General features: G+C 65.9%; 14 protein-coding genes and 1 tRNA gene. 13 read left to right on the top strand and 2 right to left on the bottom strand.

Annotation, left to right across the window (positions count from 1 at the left end):
- Nucleotides 1–143 precede the first annotated feature (143 nt).
- The 8 genes from PKB_RS16230 (at nt 144) to PKB_RS16195 (ending at nt 7,002) form a co-directional block, all read left to right on the top strand.
- Nucleotides 144–1,073 (top strand): LysR family transcriptional regulator, encoded by a 930-nt coding sequence (locus tag PKB_RS16230; protein ID WP_043253151.1) that lies wholly within the window; start codon nt 144–146, stop codon nt 1,071–1,073.
- Nucleotides 1,074–1,223: 150 nt separating this feature from the next.
- On the top strand, nt 1,224–1,715 hold the full coding sequence (locus tag PKB_RS16225) for a cupin domain-containing protein (protein WP_043253149.1): 492 nt from the start codon (nt 1,224–1,226) through the stop codon (nt 1,713–1,715).
- Nucleotides 1,716–1,746: 31 nt separating this feature from the next.
- Nucleotides 1,747–2,766 (top strand): hydroxyquinol 1,2-dioxygenase, encoded by a 1,020-nt coding sequence (locus PKB_RS16220; protein ID WP_043253148.1) that lies wholly within the window; start codon nt 1,747–1,749, stop codon nt 2,764–2,766.
- Between the two features lie 82 nt (nt 2,767–2,848).
- Entirely contained in the window at nt 2,849–4,312 is a 1,464-nt protein-coding gene (locus PKB_RS16215) for an aldehyde dehydrogenase family protein (protein ID WP_043253147.1), read from the top strand.
- 8 nt (nt 4,313–4,320) lie between these two features.
- Nucleotides 4,321–5,388 carry a maleylacetate reductase gene (locus PKB_RS16210; RefSeq protein ID WP_043253146.1) on the top strand — a complete coding sequence of 356 codons (1,068 nt, stop codon included), beginning with the start codon at nt 4,321–4,323 and terminating at the stop codon, nt 5,386–5,388.
- A gap of 74 nt (nt 5,389–5,462) precedes the next feature.
- Nucleotides 5,463–6,329: an intradiol ring-cleavage dioxygenase gene (locus tag PKB_RS16205; RefSeq protein WP_043253145.1), complete on the top strand. Its 867-nt coding sequence runs from the start codon at nt 5,463–5,465 to the stop codon at nt 6,327–6,329.
- A 2-nt stretch (nt 6,330–6,331) separates the two neighbouring features.
- A complete protein-coding gene (locus PKB_RS16200) occupies nt 6,332–6,643 on the top strand; it encodes a YciI family protein (protein WP_043253144.1) in 312 nt (103 codons plus the stop codon).
- A gap of 2 nt (nt 6,644–6,645) precedes the next feature.
- A complete protein-coding gene (locus tag PKB_RS16195; protein WP_277914508.1) occupies nt 6,646–7,002 on the top strand; it encodes a Rieske (2Fe-2S) protein in 357 nt (118 codons plus the stop codon).
- Here PKB_RS16195 and PKB_RS16190 read toward each other — a convergent pair.
- Nucleotides 6,999–7,919: a pyridoxal-phosphate dependent enzyme gene (locus PKB_RS16190; protein WP_043253143.1), complete on the bottom strand. Its 921-nt coding sequence runs from the start codon at nt 7,917–7,919 to the stop codon at nt 6,999–7,001. The genes PKB_RS16195 and PKB_RS16190 overlap by 4 nt on opposite strands.
- A 342-nt stretch (nt 7,920–8,261) precedes the next feature.
- On the opposite strand from PKB_RS16190, the gene gacA reads away from it, so the two are divergent.
- The 5 genes from gacA (at nt 8,262) to PKB_RS16165 (ending at nt 13,628) form a co-directional block, all read left to right on the top strand.
- Entirely contained in the window at nt 8,262–8,906 is a 645-nt protein-coding gene (gene gacA / locus PKB_RS16185; protein WP_043253142.1) for a response regulator transcription factor GacA, read from the top strand.
- Nucleotides 8,907–10,733: an excinuclease ABC subunit UvrC gene (gene uvrC / locus PKB_RS16180; protein WP_043253140.1), complete on the top strand. Its 1,827-nt coding sequence runs from the start codon at nt 8,907–8,909 to the stop codon at nt 10,731–10,733.
- Nucleotides 10,734–10,767: 34 nt separating this feature from the next.
- Nucleotides 10,768–11,328: a CDP-diacylglycerol--glycerol-3-phosphate 3-phosphatidyltransferase gene (gene pgsA / locus PKB_RS16175; RefSeq protein ID WP_043253139.1), complete on the top strand. Its 561-nt coding sequence runs from the start codon at nt 10,768–10,770 to the stop codon at nt 11,326–11,328.
- A 66-nt stretch (nt 11,329–11,394) separates the two neighbouring features.
- Nucleotides 11,395–11,470: transfer RNA gene (locus PKB_RS16170), tRNA-Gly, on the top strand.
- Nucleotides 11,471–11,696: 226 nt separating this feature from the next.
- Nucleotides 11,697–13,628 carry a tyrosine-type recombinase/integrase gene (locus PKB_RS16165; RefSeq protein WP_011489372.1) on the top strand — a complete coding sequence of 644 codons (1,932 nt, stop codon included), beginning with the start codon at nt 11,697–11,699 and terminating at the stop codon, nt 13,626–13,628.
- A 208-nt stretch (nt 13,629–13,836) separates the two neighbouring features.
- Here PKB_RS16165 and PKB_RS16160 read toward each other — a convergent pair whose 3' ends face one another.
- A complete protein-coding gene (locus PKB_RS16160; protein ID WP_011489371.1) occupies nt 13,837–14,181 on the bottom strand; it encodes a YciI family protein in 345 nt (114 codons plus the stop codon).
- Nucleotides 14,182–14,217 lie beyond the last annotated feature (36 nt).

Raw genomic sequence — 14,217 nt, 5'->3', positions numbered from 1 at the left:
TAGGAGCGGACCTTTTCCACGAAATAATTACGCGCATGGCCTGCTCCTGCAGTGAACCGCCCATCGTGCCCGCGCATGACGCCGGCTAGACTCCGTTCTGGCCGGCGTTGCCGCATTCATAAGAACAAGAACCGGAGGTACCCATGGACCGCCTGCTCAGCATCGAGGCGTTCGTCCGCGTCGCCGAGACCGGCAACTTCGCCCGCGCCGCCCAGCAGTTGGGCGTGACCCGCTCGGTGATCACCCATCGCATCCAGCAGCTGGAGCAGTTCATCAACGCGCCGCTGTTCCACCGCAGCACCCGCCACGTGCGCCTGTCCGAAGTAGGCGAGACCTACTACAAGGAATGCGCCGACATGGTCGCCGGCTTCAACGCCCTCACCGAGCAGATGCGCGACCTGCGCGCCAAGCCCACCGGCAAGCTGCGCGTGCAGATGCTGCCGGGCTTCGCGATTCACCACTTTGGCGCGTTGCTCGCCGAGTTCACCGAACTATATCCGGACATCGAGGTCGACGTGATCGTCAACGACCGCGTCGTCGACCCCATCGAGGAAGGCTTCGACGTCGCCTTCCAGATGTTCCCGCCGCAGGCCGAGACGCTCATCGAGCGCAAGCTGTTCAGCGTGCGCCGGCTATTCCTCGCCAGCCCCGAATACCTGCAGCGGCACCCGGCGCCGCTGCACCCGGAAGATTTGCTGCAGCACCGCATCGCTCTTTACGAAGGCTACCCGACGCGCAACCGCTGGCACTTCCACCACGGCGACGAGGTGATCGAACTGAGCCTGCCGGGGCAGATCCGCTCCAACTCCGTGCACCTGCTGCGCGACTATGCGCTGACCGGTTCCGCGCTGGTCTGCCTGCCGACCCTGGTGGCCGGCGGCGACCTGCAGAGCGGCCGGCTGGTGCCGCTGCTGATCGACTATCCGCTGTCGTCGTTCAATTTTTCCGCGGTATTCCCCGCCACCCAGCGGCGCGCACTCAAGGTGCGCAGCCTGATCGATTTCCTGGTCGAGCGGATCAGCGACGAACCCGCCTGGGACCGGCCTCTGCTGGAAAAGGGCTGGGTGCGCTGAGGCTCGCCCGGCGAAGGCTTTCGCGGCGCCCTGGTGGCGCCGTTTTTGTTTGCGATTTGCGAACACTCCTGTCGGACCGCCTGTGATTGTTGGCGGGGCCGAGGGCTCGTACCTTGTTTGCAACGACTACAACAACAAACGGTGAACGACATGAGTGCCGCATTCCGTACTGTCTTCGGATCCCTCGACGACTATCGCAAGGGCTCCATCGAACTGGTCAAGGGCGACGCCCGCCACTATGCCTTCTCCAACGTCTTCGAAGTCGCCAGCCAGTCCGCCGCCTACGAGAAGGTGGTGGTCGGCCTGAACCTCGGCTACGTCATCGAGGTACTGCGCGCCGAAGGCCGCTCCCCCTGGTTCCACTGCGCCCACGACGAGTTCGCCATCTGCATGGACGGCGAAGTGCGCATCGATTTCCTCAAGCTCGACGCGCCGCTGCGCGAAGGCGAGGGCACCGAGCTGGCCGGCGAGCAGCCGCTGGGCAAGCCGATGGGCTACGTCCTGCTCAAGCGCGGCCACCAGGCGCTGCTGCCGGCCGGCTGCGCCTACCGCTTCGAGAGCCCGCGTCCCGGCGTGCTGCTGCAGCAGACCATCAAGGGCCCGCTCTCGGTCGAGAAGTGGGCGGACATCTGCCTCAAGTAAGCCCGCCCGCGAACAATAAAAGGAGCCCACCATGGCCATGCTCGAAACCCCCGAACCGACCCGCACCTTCGCCCTCGACGAGGTGGAGGCCAGCCAGCCCGATTCCGTCACCGGCTACCGCAGTTTCCGTCTCGGCGCCTTCACCCTGTCCCGCGATGAGTACTTCGCCCGCGTCGAGTGGCCGGCCAAGGGCCAGCTGCGCTCGCACCTGATCCCCGCCGACGCCTTCCTCCGCGCGATGATGCGCGACGTGGCCTGGGGCTTCTTCTACGGCTGGGTGAACTTCGATGCGGTGATCGGCACCCGCAACCACTACGGCAAGGTCGACCTCTACGCCGGCACCTTCAATGGCGTGCTCAAGGAGGCCGGTGTCGACTACATCGAGCAGTTCGAGACGCCGAAGATCATGGCCACCTTCAAGGCCATCCTGCGCGACTGGACCAACGCCGGCTTCGATCCCTTCGCCGCGCCGGAGGAAACCGGCAGCGCCTTCGGCCGCAAGCATGGCGACAACATCGAGGCCATCGAGCGCTTCCGCATCGCCACCCGGCGCATGCCGGGGCTGCCGGACGACTCGCCGCTGCGCGACGACCTGCCGGTGAACCGCCAGTTCGCCGACGTGCCCCAGGACGAGCCGGAAGTACACGCCGCCGAAGGTTTCGAGGGCGAGCTGCACGCGATCAACCTGTTCAAGTACCTGTCGCGCTCGGACGTGACCTGGAACCCCTCGGTCAGCTCGGTGTGCAAGGCCAGCCTGTTCTGCCCGACCACCGAGGAATTCATCCTCCCGGTGTTCCACGGCAACGACCGCATCGAGTGGTTCCTGCAGCTGTCCGACGAAATCATCTGGGATGTTGGCGACAAGGACGATGGCACCCCTCGTGCGCGCCTGACCATGCGCGCCGGCGACATCGCCGCAATGCCCGCCGATATCCGCCACCAGGGCTACTCCACCAAGCGCTCGATGCTGCTGGTGTGGGAGAACGCCACGCCGAACCTGCCGCAGCGCTACGAGAGCGGCGAGCTCAAACCGTACCCGGTGGATTTCTGAAGTCCCGCCCCCGACCGGGGGCTTCGCTGATCGTTCAACCCAACGCCGCCAGCCTGGCCGGTGGCGCATGGAGAGTTTCCGCATGCAGAACCAACTGTTCATCGACGGCCGCTTCGTGCCCGCTATCAACGGCGGGCAGATCGACGTGCTGTGCCCGGCCGACGGCTCGCTGATCACCCGCATCGCCGCGGCCGAAGCCGAGGACATCGACCTGGCCGTAACCGCGGCGCAGCGCGCCTTCCCAGCCTGGGCGGCGCTGCCGGCCGCCGAGCGCGGCCGCCTGCTGCTCAGGCTGGCCGATGCCATCGAGGCCAACGCAGAGGAGCTGGCCCAGCTGGAGTCGCTGGACACCGGGCACCCGATCCGCGATTCGCGCAACCTCGACGTGCCGCGCACCGCGGCCTGCTTCCGCTACTTCGGCGGCATGGCCGACAAGATCGAAGGCGCGGTGATCCCGGTTGACGCGGGCTTCCTCAACTATGTGCAGCGCAAGCCCATCGGCGTAATCGGCCAGATCGTGCCGTGGAACTTCCCGCTGATGTTCACCAGCTGGAAGATGGGCCCGGCACTGGCGGCGGGCAACACCGTGGTGATCAAACCTTCGGAGATCACCCCGCTGTCGACCCTGCGCATCGCCGAGCTGATGCACGAAGTCGGTTTCCCGGCCGGCGTGGTCAACGTGGTGCCGGGCTACGGCCACACCGCCGGCCAGCGCCTGGCCGAGCACCCGGACGTGGGCAAGATCGCCTTCACCGGCTCGACCGCCACTGGCCGGCGCATCGTCGAAGCCTCCCAGGGCAACCTCAAGCGCGTGCAGCTGGAGCTGGGCGGCAAGGGGGCGAACATCGTCTTCGACGACGCCGACCTCAACGCGGCGATCAACGGCGCGGCCTGGGCGATCTTCCACAACCAGGGCCAGGCGTGCATCGCCGGCTCGCGGCTGATCCTCCACGAGCGCATCGCCGACGACTTCCTCGGCCGCTTCGTCGAACTGGCGCGGTCGATCCGCCTGGGCAACCCGCTGGACCCGGACACCGAGATGGGCCCGCTGACCTCGGCGCTGCACCGCGATCGCGTGCTGTCCTATGTGGAGGTGGCGAAGGAGCAGGGCGGGCGGATTCTCACCGGCGGCAAGGCGCCCAGCGATCCGGCGCTGGCCGGCGGTTACTACGTCGAGCCGACCGTGGTCGAGGCGCGCCCGGGCGACCGCGTGGCCCAGGAAGAGGTGTTCGGTCCGTTCGTCACCGTGTTGCGCTTCTCCACCGACGAGGAGGCGCTGGCCATCGCCAACGGGACCGCCTACGGCCTGGGCAGCGGCCTCTGGACCCGCGACCTGCAGCGTGCCCACCGGATGGCCGAGCGCATCCAGGCCGGCATGTGCTGGATAAACTGCTACAAGCGCGTCAGCCCCGGCAGCCCCTTCGGTGGCGTCGGCCAGTCCGGCTATGGCCGCGAGATGGGCTTCGAGGCGATCCACGACTACACCGAGGCACGCTCGGTCTGGGTCAACGTGGACGCGCAGATTCCGCCGCATTTCAAACGCTGAGGTCCGCCATGCAGTCATTCATCTACCAGGGCATGCCGAGCCGCGTGGTCTTCGGTGCCGGTTCGCTGGCCAGCCTGGGCGAGGAGATCCAGCGCCTGGGCGCCGAACGCGCGCTCATCCTCACAACACCGGAGCAGCGCGCCCAGGGTGAGCGCGTCGCCGAACTGCTCGGCGCGCGCAGCGCCGGCGTCTACCCGCAGGCGGTGATGCATGTACCACTGGAAGTGGCCCAGGCCGCCCGCGCCGAGGCCGCGCGCCTGGGGGCCGATTGCTGTGTGGCCGTCGGCGGCGGTTCGACCATCGGCCTGGGCAAGGCCATCGCGCTGGATTCCGGATTGCCGATCCTGGCGATCCCAACCACCTACGCCGGCTCCGAGATGACACCCATCTGGGGGCTCACCGAGAACCGTCTGAAGAAGACCGGGCGCGACCTGCGGGTGCTGCCGAAGACGGTGATCTACGACCCGCAGCTGACCCTGACGCTGCCGCCGGCGATTTCCGCCTGCTCGGGCATGAACGCCATGGCCCATGCGGTAGAGGCGCTGTATGCCCAGGACGCCAACCCCATCGTCAGCCTGATGGCCGAGGAGTCGATCCGCGCCCTGGCCGAAGCCCTGCCGGAGGTGGTCGCCGATCCGCTGAACGAAGATGCGCGTGGCCGCGCGCTCTACGGCGCCTGGCTGGCGGGCATCTGCCTGGGCTCGGTGGGCATGGCCATCCACCACAAGCTCTGCCATACCCTCGGCGGCACCTTCAACCTGCCGCACGCCCAGGCCCACGCCATCGTCCTGCCGCATGCCGCGCACTACAACCGCGAAGCTGCCGCCGGGCCGCTGACCCGCGCGGCGCGTGCGCTGGGCGGCGAGCGGGCGGAGGAGGTGGGGGCACTGCTGTTCGCCCTCAACCGCAAGCTCGGCATCCCGCTGGCGCTGGAGGCCATCGGCCTGCCGCCGGACGGCCCCGCGGAAACCGCGCGCATCGCTTGCGCCAGCCCTTACTACAACCCGCGGCCGTTCGAGCAGGCGGCCATCGAGGCGCTGCTCGAGCGCGCCCGCCTGGGCCTGCCACCGGCCTGATCGTCGCCGGCGCCCCGGCTGCCGGCCGTGGCTGGCAGGCGGGGCGCCGCCGTCCGTCGAGAGCGAGAACAACAATGACAACCCTCAGCCCCGAATCCCGAATCACTGCCCAGGCGGTCGCCAGCTTCGCCGGCACCGCCGACCCGCGCCTGCGCCAGCTCGTGCAGAGCCTGGTGCGCCATCTGCACGCCTTCGCCAGCGAAGTGGAGCTGACCGAGGCCGAATGGTTCGAAGGCATCCGCTTTCTCACCGCCACCGGACAGAAGTGCGACGGCCTGGTGCGCCAGGAATTCATCCTGCTGTCGGATGTGATCGGCCTGTCGATGCTGGTCGATGCGATCAACCACCGCGCCGCCGAGCACGTCACCGAAAGCACCGTTTTCGGTCCCTTCTACATTGCCGGCATGCCGGAGCGCGGCCATGGCGAGAACATGGCCTTCAGCCCCGGCGTACCGGCGCTGGTCACCGGCCGTGTGCTCGATGCCGATGGCCGGCCGGTCGTCGGGGCGCTGCTGGACGTCTGGCAGACCGCCGAGAACGGCATGTATTCCGGCCAGGACGAGGCACAGCCGCAGGGCAACCTGCGCGGACGCTACCGCACCGACGCGGAAGGGCGTTACGCCATCCGCACGATAGTCCCGGTCAGCTACCCGATTCCCACCGACGGCCCGGTCGGCCAGTTGCTCGCGGCCACCGGCCGCCATCCGTGGCGTCCGGCGCATCTGCATTTCATGATCGAGGCCGCCGGCCAGCGCACCCTGGTGACCCACCTGTTCAACCACGACGATCCGTACCTGGATTCCGACGCGGTATTTGGCGTCAAGGATTCCCTGCGGGTGGTCTACGAGCCTTGCGGGACCGATCACGCGCTGGCCGCCGAGTTCGACTTCGCCGGGGAGTTCCGCCTGGCGCGCTACGACTTCGTGCTGGAGCGAGGCTGACGATGCACCAGTACTTCGCCGTGTTCGCCACCGACAAGCCGGAGCAGTTGGCCCTGCGCCAGCGCATACGTTCGGCGCACCGGGAGCACTTGCGTGATCCATCGCCCCATCGGGTCGTCGTGCGCCTTGGCGGGCCGACGCTGGATGCCGCCGATGGCTGCATGAACGGCACCTTGCTGGTGGTGCAGGCCGCTTCACTGGATGAAGTGCGCGCCTTCCTCGACGACGACCCCTATGTGCGCGCGGGCATCTTCGAGCGCATCGAGATCCGCCCGTGGAACTGGGGCCTGGGCAACCCGGAACTGAGGAGCTGATGGTGGACGCCACTGAGCTCTGCGCCCTGGAGGAGATCCCCGACGGCGGCGCCAAGTCCCTGGAGCTGGCCTTGGATGGCGAGCGCCTGGCGCTGGTGGCGGTGCGGCGTGGCAGCGAGGCCTGGCTGTATCGCAATCGCTGTCCGCATTTCTCGGTGCCGCTGGATTTTCGTTCCGGGGAGTTCTGCACCTACGGCCGGCAATGGCTGATGTGCGCCCATCACAGCGCTATGTTCCGCTTCGAGGATGGCCTGTGTGTCGACGGTCCCTGTACCGGCGCCCACCTGCAGGCGCAGCCGTTTCGCCTGGAGGAGGGCCGCCTGTGGTTGCTGACGGCCGCCGCGAATGCGGATTTCTAGGCGCAGACCCGTGCCCATTCGCGCAGGTTGTCGACCGTCGCGGTGACGCCACCGCAGACCACGATCAGCACCTTGTCGAAGCCTTCCAACGCCTCGGCGCCTTCGTAGGCCATGGCCAGGCTGGCGCCGCAGGCTGGTTCGACCAGCAGGCGGTGGTCGTCGAGGAAGCGCTCGCAGGCATTTACCGCAGCGCGATCGGACACCACGACACTGCGCACATCATGGCTTCGGGCGAGGTCGAAGGCGCGCTCGCACACCTGCTTGGCGCCCAGCGAGGTGGCGATACTGGTGATGGCTTCCAGCGTGATGCGGGTGCCGGCGCGCAGCGCCTGGTTGAGCGAGTCGGCGCCGCGGGTTTCCACGGCGATCACTGGCAGCTCGCCCCAGTCGTTGCGTTCGAGCCCCTCGATGACACCGGAGAGCAGGCCGCCGCCGCCGACGGATAGGACGACGGCATCCGGCCTGAAGCCGCTGCGCGCAACCTCGTCGACCAGGCTGGCATGGCCGCGCCAGAGCAGGCGGTGGTCGAAGGGATGGAGAAAAGCGCTCTCATCGTCGAGCAGCGACTGTGCCAGGGTATTGGCTTCGGCCCAGCTGGCGCCGTGCACGATCAGCTCGGCGTTCAGCTCGCGCAGCAGGTTCCGCGCGCGCTCGGTGGTGGATTCCGGCACCACCACGGTTACCGGCACACCCAGACGTTGGCCAGCGTAGGCCACTGCGACGCCGGCATTGCCACCGGAGGACGACACGAAACGTCGCTTGCCCTGCTGCGCATAGGTTTCGCAGGCCAGGCCGATGCCGCGCAGCTTGAAGGAACCGCTGGGCTGCAATGCCTCCAGCTTCAGCCAGATGCTGCGCCCGGCCTGGCGGCTGAGCGGCAGGGATTCGATCAGAGGGGTTTCGATGTGCAGGGACATGGTCGACGGTCCTCATGGGCAGGGGACGGGCGGTGACGCAGCTCGTCGAATCATGCCTCCAGCATGGCACCTGGCGCGCTGCGGTGCGTTCTCGACGTGCGGGTCAACCGACGACTTGCGCGTTCCCGAGCGAAAGGCTCGAAATGCCCGTCCTTGACAGCTTGCCGACTTCCAGGCGAAGTGTGCGCCCCGCGGCTCGGGACGCATGATATTTTCCTGGCGTTTGCTTTTTGGCACCCATGTTCCAAGCTAGGTCAGAGCATTGCTTTCTGTTAAGGTTCGCGGATTCCACGGTGCTCCGACGAGCGACCGAATTCCCAATTCTGTGCAATGAGGTGCTGCGTGATTAAGGTGCTGGTGGTCGACGATCACGATCTGGTGCGCACCGGTATTTCTCGCATGCTTGCCGACATCGACGGCCTGCAGGTGGTAGGGCAGGCCGATTCCGGCGAGAACGCCCTGAAGCTGGCCCGCGAGCTCAAGCCCGACGTGGTCCTGATGGACGTGAAGATGCCGGGCATCGGCGGCCTGGAAGCCACCCGCAAGCTGCTGCGCAGCCAGCCGGACGTGCGCGTGCTGGCCGTGACCGTGTGCGAGGACGATCCTTTCCCGACGCGCCTGATGCAGGCCGGCGCCTCCGGCTACCTGACCAAGGGTGCGGCGCTGGAGGAAATGGTCCAGGCCATCCGCCAGGTGTTCGCCGGGCATCGCTACATCAGCCCGCAGATCGCCCAGACCCTCGCGCTGAAGTCCTTCGAGCCGGAGAAGAACGGCTCGCCGTTCGACGCGCTGTCCGAACGCGAAATCCAGATCGCCCTGATGATCGCCAACTGCCACAAGGTGCAGAGCATCTCCGACAAGCTTTGCCTGTCGCCGAAGACGGTGAACACCTACCGCTACCGCATCTTCGAGAAGCTCTCCATCACCAGCGACGTCGAGCTGGCCCTGCTGGCGGTGCGCCACGGCATGGTGGATGCCAGCAACTAGATGAGCGCGGTGTTCGATTCGGCGGCCTTCCTCGCCACCTGCAGCGGCCGCCCCGGCGTCTACCGCATGTTCGATGTGGACGCCAAGCTGCTCTACGTCGGCAAGGCGAAGAACCTGAAGAAGCGCCTGGCCAGCTACTTCCGCAAGACCGGCCTCGCGCCCAAGACCGCCGCCCTGGTGGCGCGCATCAGCCAGGTCGAGACGACCATCACCGCCAACGAGACCGAGGCGCTGCTGCTCGAGCAGACGCTGATCAAGGAATGGCGGCCGCCCTACAACATCCTCCTGCGCGACGATAAATCGTACCCATACGTGTTCCTCTCCAGCGAGGACGAGTACCCGCGGCTGTCGATCCATCGCGGGGCGAAGAAGCAGAAGGGTCGGTACTTCGGCCCGTATCCCAGTGCCGGAGCGATCCGCGAGAGCCTGGCGTTGCTGCAGAAGGCGTTCCTGGTGCGCCAGTGCGAAGACAGCTACTTCCGCAACCGTACCCGGCCGTGCCTGCAATACCAGATCAAGCGCTGCAAGGGGCCTTGTGTCGGCCTGGTCAGCCCGGAGGAATACGCCGAGGACGTGCGTCACTCGGTGATGTTCCTCGAAGGCCGCAGCAACCAGCTGGCCGATGAGCTGAACAGCGGCATGGAGCAGGCGGCGATGCGCCTGGACTTCGAGAAAGCCGCCGAACTGCGCGACCAGGTGGCGATCCTGCGCCGTGTGCAGGACCAGCAGAGCATGGAAGGCGGTAGCGGCGACGTCGACGTGATCGCCGCCATCGTCAACCCGGGCGGCGCCTGCGTGCACCTGATCAGCGTGCGTGGCGGGCGCGTATTGGGCAGCAAGAACTTCTTCCCGCAGGTCGGTATCGAGGAAGAACTCGACGAAGTGCTGCTGGCCTTCCTTGGTCAGTACTACCTGAGCCACCACGAGCGCGACTTGCCGGCCGAGTTGATCGTCAATGCGGTCCACGAGGACTTCCCGGTACTGATCGAAGCCATCGCCACCGCGCGCGGCCGCGAACTGGAGATCAGCCACCGCGTGCGCGGCACGCGGGCGCGCTGGCAGCAACTGGCGGTGACCAATGCCGAACAGGCCCTGGCCGCGCGCCTGGCCAACCGGCAGCACGTGGCCGCGCGTTTCGAGGCGCTGGCCGAAGCGCTGGACCTGGACGAACCACCGCAGCGCCTGGAGTGCTTCGACATCAGCCATTCCAGCGGCGAGGCGACCGTGGCCTCCTGTGTGGTGTTCGGCCCCGAGGGCCCGCTGAAGTCCGACTACCGTCGCTTTAATATCGAAGGCATCACCCCCGGCGACGACTACGCCGCCATGCACCAGGCGCTCACGCGACGCTTCAGTCGGCTCAAGGAAGGCGAGGGTAAGATGCCCGACATCCTCCTGGTGGACGGCGGCAAGGGGCAACTGGCCATGGCCCAGGAAGTGCTCCAGGAGCTTTCGGTGGTGGGCCTCATCCTGCTGGGCGTGGCCAAGGGCGTGACGCGCAAGCCGGGCCTGGAAACCCTCTACCTGAACGACGCCGAGCACGAGTTCACCCTGCCGGGCAATTCCCCGGCGCTGCACCTGATCCAGCAGATCCGTGACGAATCGCACCGTTTCGCCATCACCGGCCACCGCGCGCGCCGGGGCAAGGCGCGGCGTACGTCGAGCCTGGAAGAGGTGCCGGGCGTGGGGCCGAAGCGGCGCCGCGACTTGCTCAAGCATTTCGGCGGGTTGCAGGAACTCGGGCGCGCCAGTATCGATGAAATCGCCAAAGCCCCGGGGATCAGCAAAAAGCTGGCCGAGCAGATTTATGCTGCTTTGCACAGCGAGTAGAATGCCGGGCTCAACTCACCGGCCAGTGGTCCCGATGAATATTCCGAACCTGTTAACCCTGCTTCGTGTCTTCCTGATTCCGTTCTTCATCCTGCTGTTCTATCTCCCGTTCCCGGCCAGTCACCTGGCGGCGAGCGCAGTGTTCGCCCTGGCGGCGGCTACCGACTGGCTGGATGGATACCTCGCGCGGAAGCTGGGGCAGAGCACGCCGTTCGGTGCTTTCCTCGACCCGGTGGCAGACAAGCTGATGGTCGCGGTGGCCCTGGTGCTGCTGGTGGAAGAGCACGCCAACCTCTGGCTGACCCTGCCGGCGGTAATCATCATCGGCCGCGAGATCGTGGTTTCGGCCCTGCGCGAATGGATGGCCGAACTCGGCGCCCGCGCGCATGTAGCGGTATCCAGCCTCGGCAAATGGAAGACCGCCGCGCAAATGGCGGCGCTGGTCATCCTGTTGGCCAACTCGCCAGTAATCTCGTTCTGGGTAGTGACCGGCTATGCGCTGCTTATTATCGCCGCCGCACTTACCCTGTGGTCGATGCTGCATTATCTGCTGGCCGCCTGGCCGCACCTGAGCACCACCCCGAAAGAGAAATAAACTTTTTTTGAATCAAAGGGTTGACGAGGCATCAGAAAAAGTTAGAATGGCGCCCGTCAACGCGACGCGGGAATAGCTCAGTTGGTAGAGCACGACCTTGCCAAGGTCGGGGTCGCGAGTTCGAGTCTCGTTTCCCGCTCCAAGTTATGATCTACAGACTTCTACTGACGTCTGTAAGTCGTTGAAAAGAGGGGCTTCGGCCCCTTTTTTCATTCCAGCGAGCGCCACGGAAATCCACCCACAGCCAGCCTTTTTTAGGCGCCAATCTAGGCACAGGAATACGGGTGAGGCGGCTTCCGGATAGTTGCTGGGGCTGAGCGGGAACCATGACGAGCATAGGGCCTAAGTCATTACTTAGGAGCCTCGAAATGGCACTCTCTGATCTGATCGTCCGGCAGGCCAAGACCACCGGCAAACGCTACACCCTCTACGACAACGACTGCCTGAGCCTGATGGTCTCTGCCGCAGGCGGCAAGTCTTGGATGTTCCGCTACTCCTGGCTGGGCAAGCAAAAGCGCATGGCCCTGGGCGGCTATCCTGCCCTCAGCCTGCGCGAGGCCCGCGCCGAGCGGGACAAGGCCCAGGCCCTGATCGCCAGGGGGATCGATCCCCAAATCGAACGCGATCAGCGTCGGCACGCGGCCAAGCTGGCCGGCGAATACACCTTCAAGAACGTCTTCGATGCCTGGGTCGAGCATCGCCGCAAGGAACTCAAGGAAGGCCGCCAGAGTACGCTTTCGCAGATCCTGCGCATCTTCAACAAGGACGTGCTGCCCACCCTAGGGAAGATGTCCATCTATGACATTCGCCGGCCCCAGCTCCTGGGCGTCCTGGCGGCGATCGAGAAGCGCAAGGCGTTCACCACGGCCGAGAAGGTCCGCACCTGGTTCAACCAGATGTTCCGCTATGCCTTGGTCATCGCCGAGGGGCTGGAAGTCAACCCGGCTGCGGACCTGGACGTGGTGGCCGAGCCCAAGCCCCCGGTGGCCCACAACCCCTATCTGCACCTGCCCGAACTGCCCGAGTTCCTTCAGAAGCTGCGACGCTACAACCCCCGGGGCTGGCAGACCCAGCTTGGCGTGCGGCTACTGTTCCTGACGGGGGTGCGCACGGGCGAGCTGCGGTTGGCCGAACCCGAGCAGTTCGACCTCGACCGGGGCTTTTGGATCATCCCGCCGGAGGTCGTCAAGCAACTCCAGGACGAAATGCGCAAGGCCGGCAAGCGGCCGCAGGACGTGCCGCCCTACATCGTGCCCCTGTCCCTGCAGGCCATCGAGATCGTGCGCTATCTCCTGGGCGTGATGCGGCCGGCGCAGAAGTACCTGCTGTCGCACCGCAGCGAACTCAAGAAACGCATCAGCGAGAACACCCTCAACAAGGCCGTGCAGCTCATGGGCTACGAGGGGCGCCTGACCGGGCACGGCATCCGCGGCACCATCTCGACGGCACTCAACGAGATCGGCTACCCGAAGATTTGGGTGGACGCGCAGCTTTCGCACTCCGACCCCAACAAGGTGAGTTCGGCCTACAACCACGCCAAGTACGTGGAGCCGCGTCGCCGCATGATGCAGGACTGGGCCGATCGCCTGGACCTGCTCGAACAGGGCGAAGTGCAAGCTGCGAGCGCGCACCTGACCATCCGTATCGACGGGGTGCCAGCGATGGCGGAAGTGGAGGAAGCGGTGGACGTGGCCCCGACGGTCGCCGAGCCCGGTGTCTCCGGCTCACCGCCCGTGGCGGCCACGCCCATCGTCGTGACCCCCAACAGCGGCGGAATCACGTTCCAGCGCCTGTCGCAGGTGCCGCCGCCTCCGGCGCATGCTCCTGAGTCGGAGGTCTCTGCCATCCAGCGCGAGCGTGAGGAAATGCTGGCCATGTACGAGTCGCCGAACAATCTGCCGGTCGCGCTGTTCGGGAAGCTGGCTGGGAAGTCCAAAGACCAGATCAACCGCGAGCTGAAGGCAGGCAAGCTACTGTCCATCAGCTTGGGCAACCGGGGGCAGCGCGTTCCCGACTGGCAACTGGTGCCGCTCAAGCGCCGGCTGGCCCAAGCGCTCATGAACCAATGCCCGCATGTAGATTCTTGGGCGCTGTATCGTCTGTTGACCAAGCCCCATTCCAACCTCGGAAACCGTGCAGCCATCGATGTCGTCACACCGACCAACGTGGGCAAAGTATTGCAAGCCGTCACGCCCTATAAGGAGTTCGAGCGCTCCAGTACAGACGAGACACCCCAGTTCTCCGAGTTCGTTCGCCAGTTGCAACGCCACGTGAATGCGCTCGAAGAAGCGCCGTGCTGACGAGCCAGGACTTCGACGCCAACGGCGTGCCGCAACGCGTGTTTACCTAGACGCTAGGAGTGCGTTAAATCCCGTCGTGGGCGGCTATTGCAACGAACTGATCAACCAGACGGCCAAGACCGACTGCAATTCCTCCCGGTAAGGTTTTTCGCCTCCGCGTCCGGATGTCCGTTCCTTGAGCGGCGGGTAGGAGGCCTGTACCCAGGATTTATGAGGTTCCCCGCCCCAAGGTCCATTCCCATGTGCGAACCGACAGCTCGGCAAACAGACCTGCCTGTACGTAGGGGTCGTGGGCCACGAAGGCGTGCACGTCGTCGATATGCGCCGCCTGCACAACGAGAAGCGTGCCATCCATGGCGCCTTGCGTGTCCAGCAACGGCCCCCCATGGACAACATTGATCGCGTGGCCCGGATGCTCGCGCAGCCAAATGCGATGCGACGGCCGTACCCGCGCACGCACTTCAGACATGCCAGGATGATCGGTTGCAATGACGATGAAGAAAGAAGCAATACTAGGCGCGCCTTCCGGCGATGCTGGCTGATTGGCATTCATGGCGAGTTCTTTCGGAGCTGTGGTGGGGCATGTTCT

Origin of the sequence: Pseudomonas knackmussii B13 (genome assembly GCF_000689415.1) — a bacterium.
Lineage (GTDB): Bacteria > Pseudomonadota > Gammaproteobacteria > Pseudomonadales > Pseudomonadaceae > Pseudomonas > Pseudomonas knackmussii.
The sequence above is the reverse complement of the archived record's forward strand: the minus strand, read 5'-3'. Positions and strand labels throughout refer to the sequence as shown.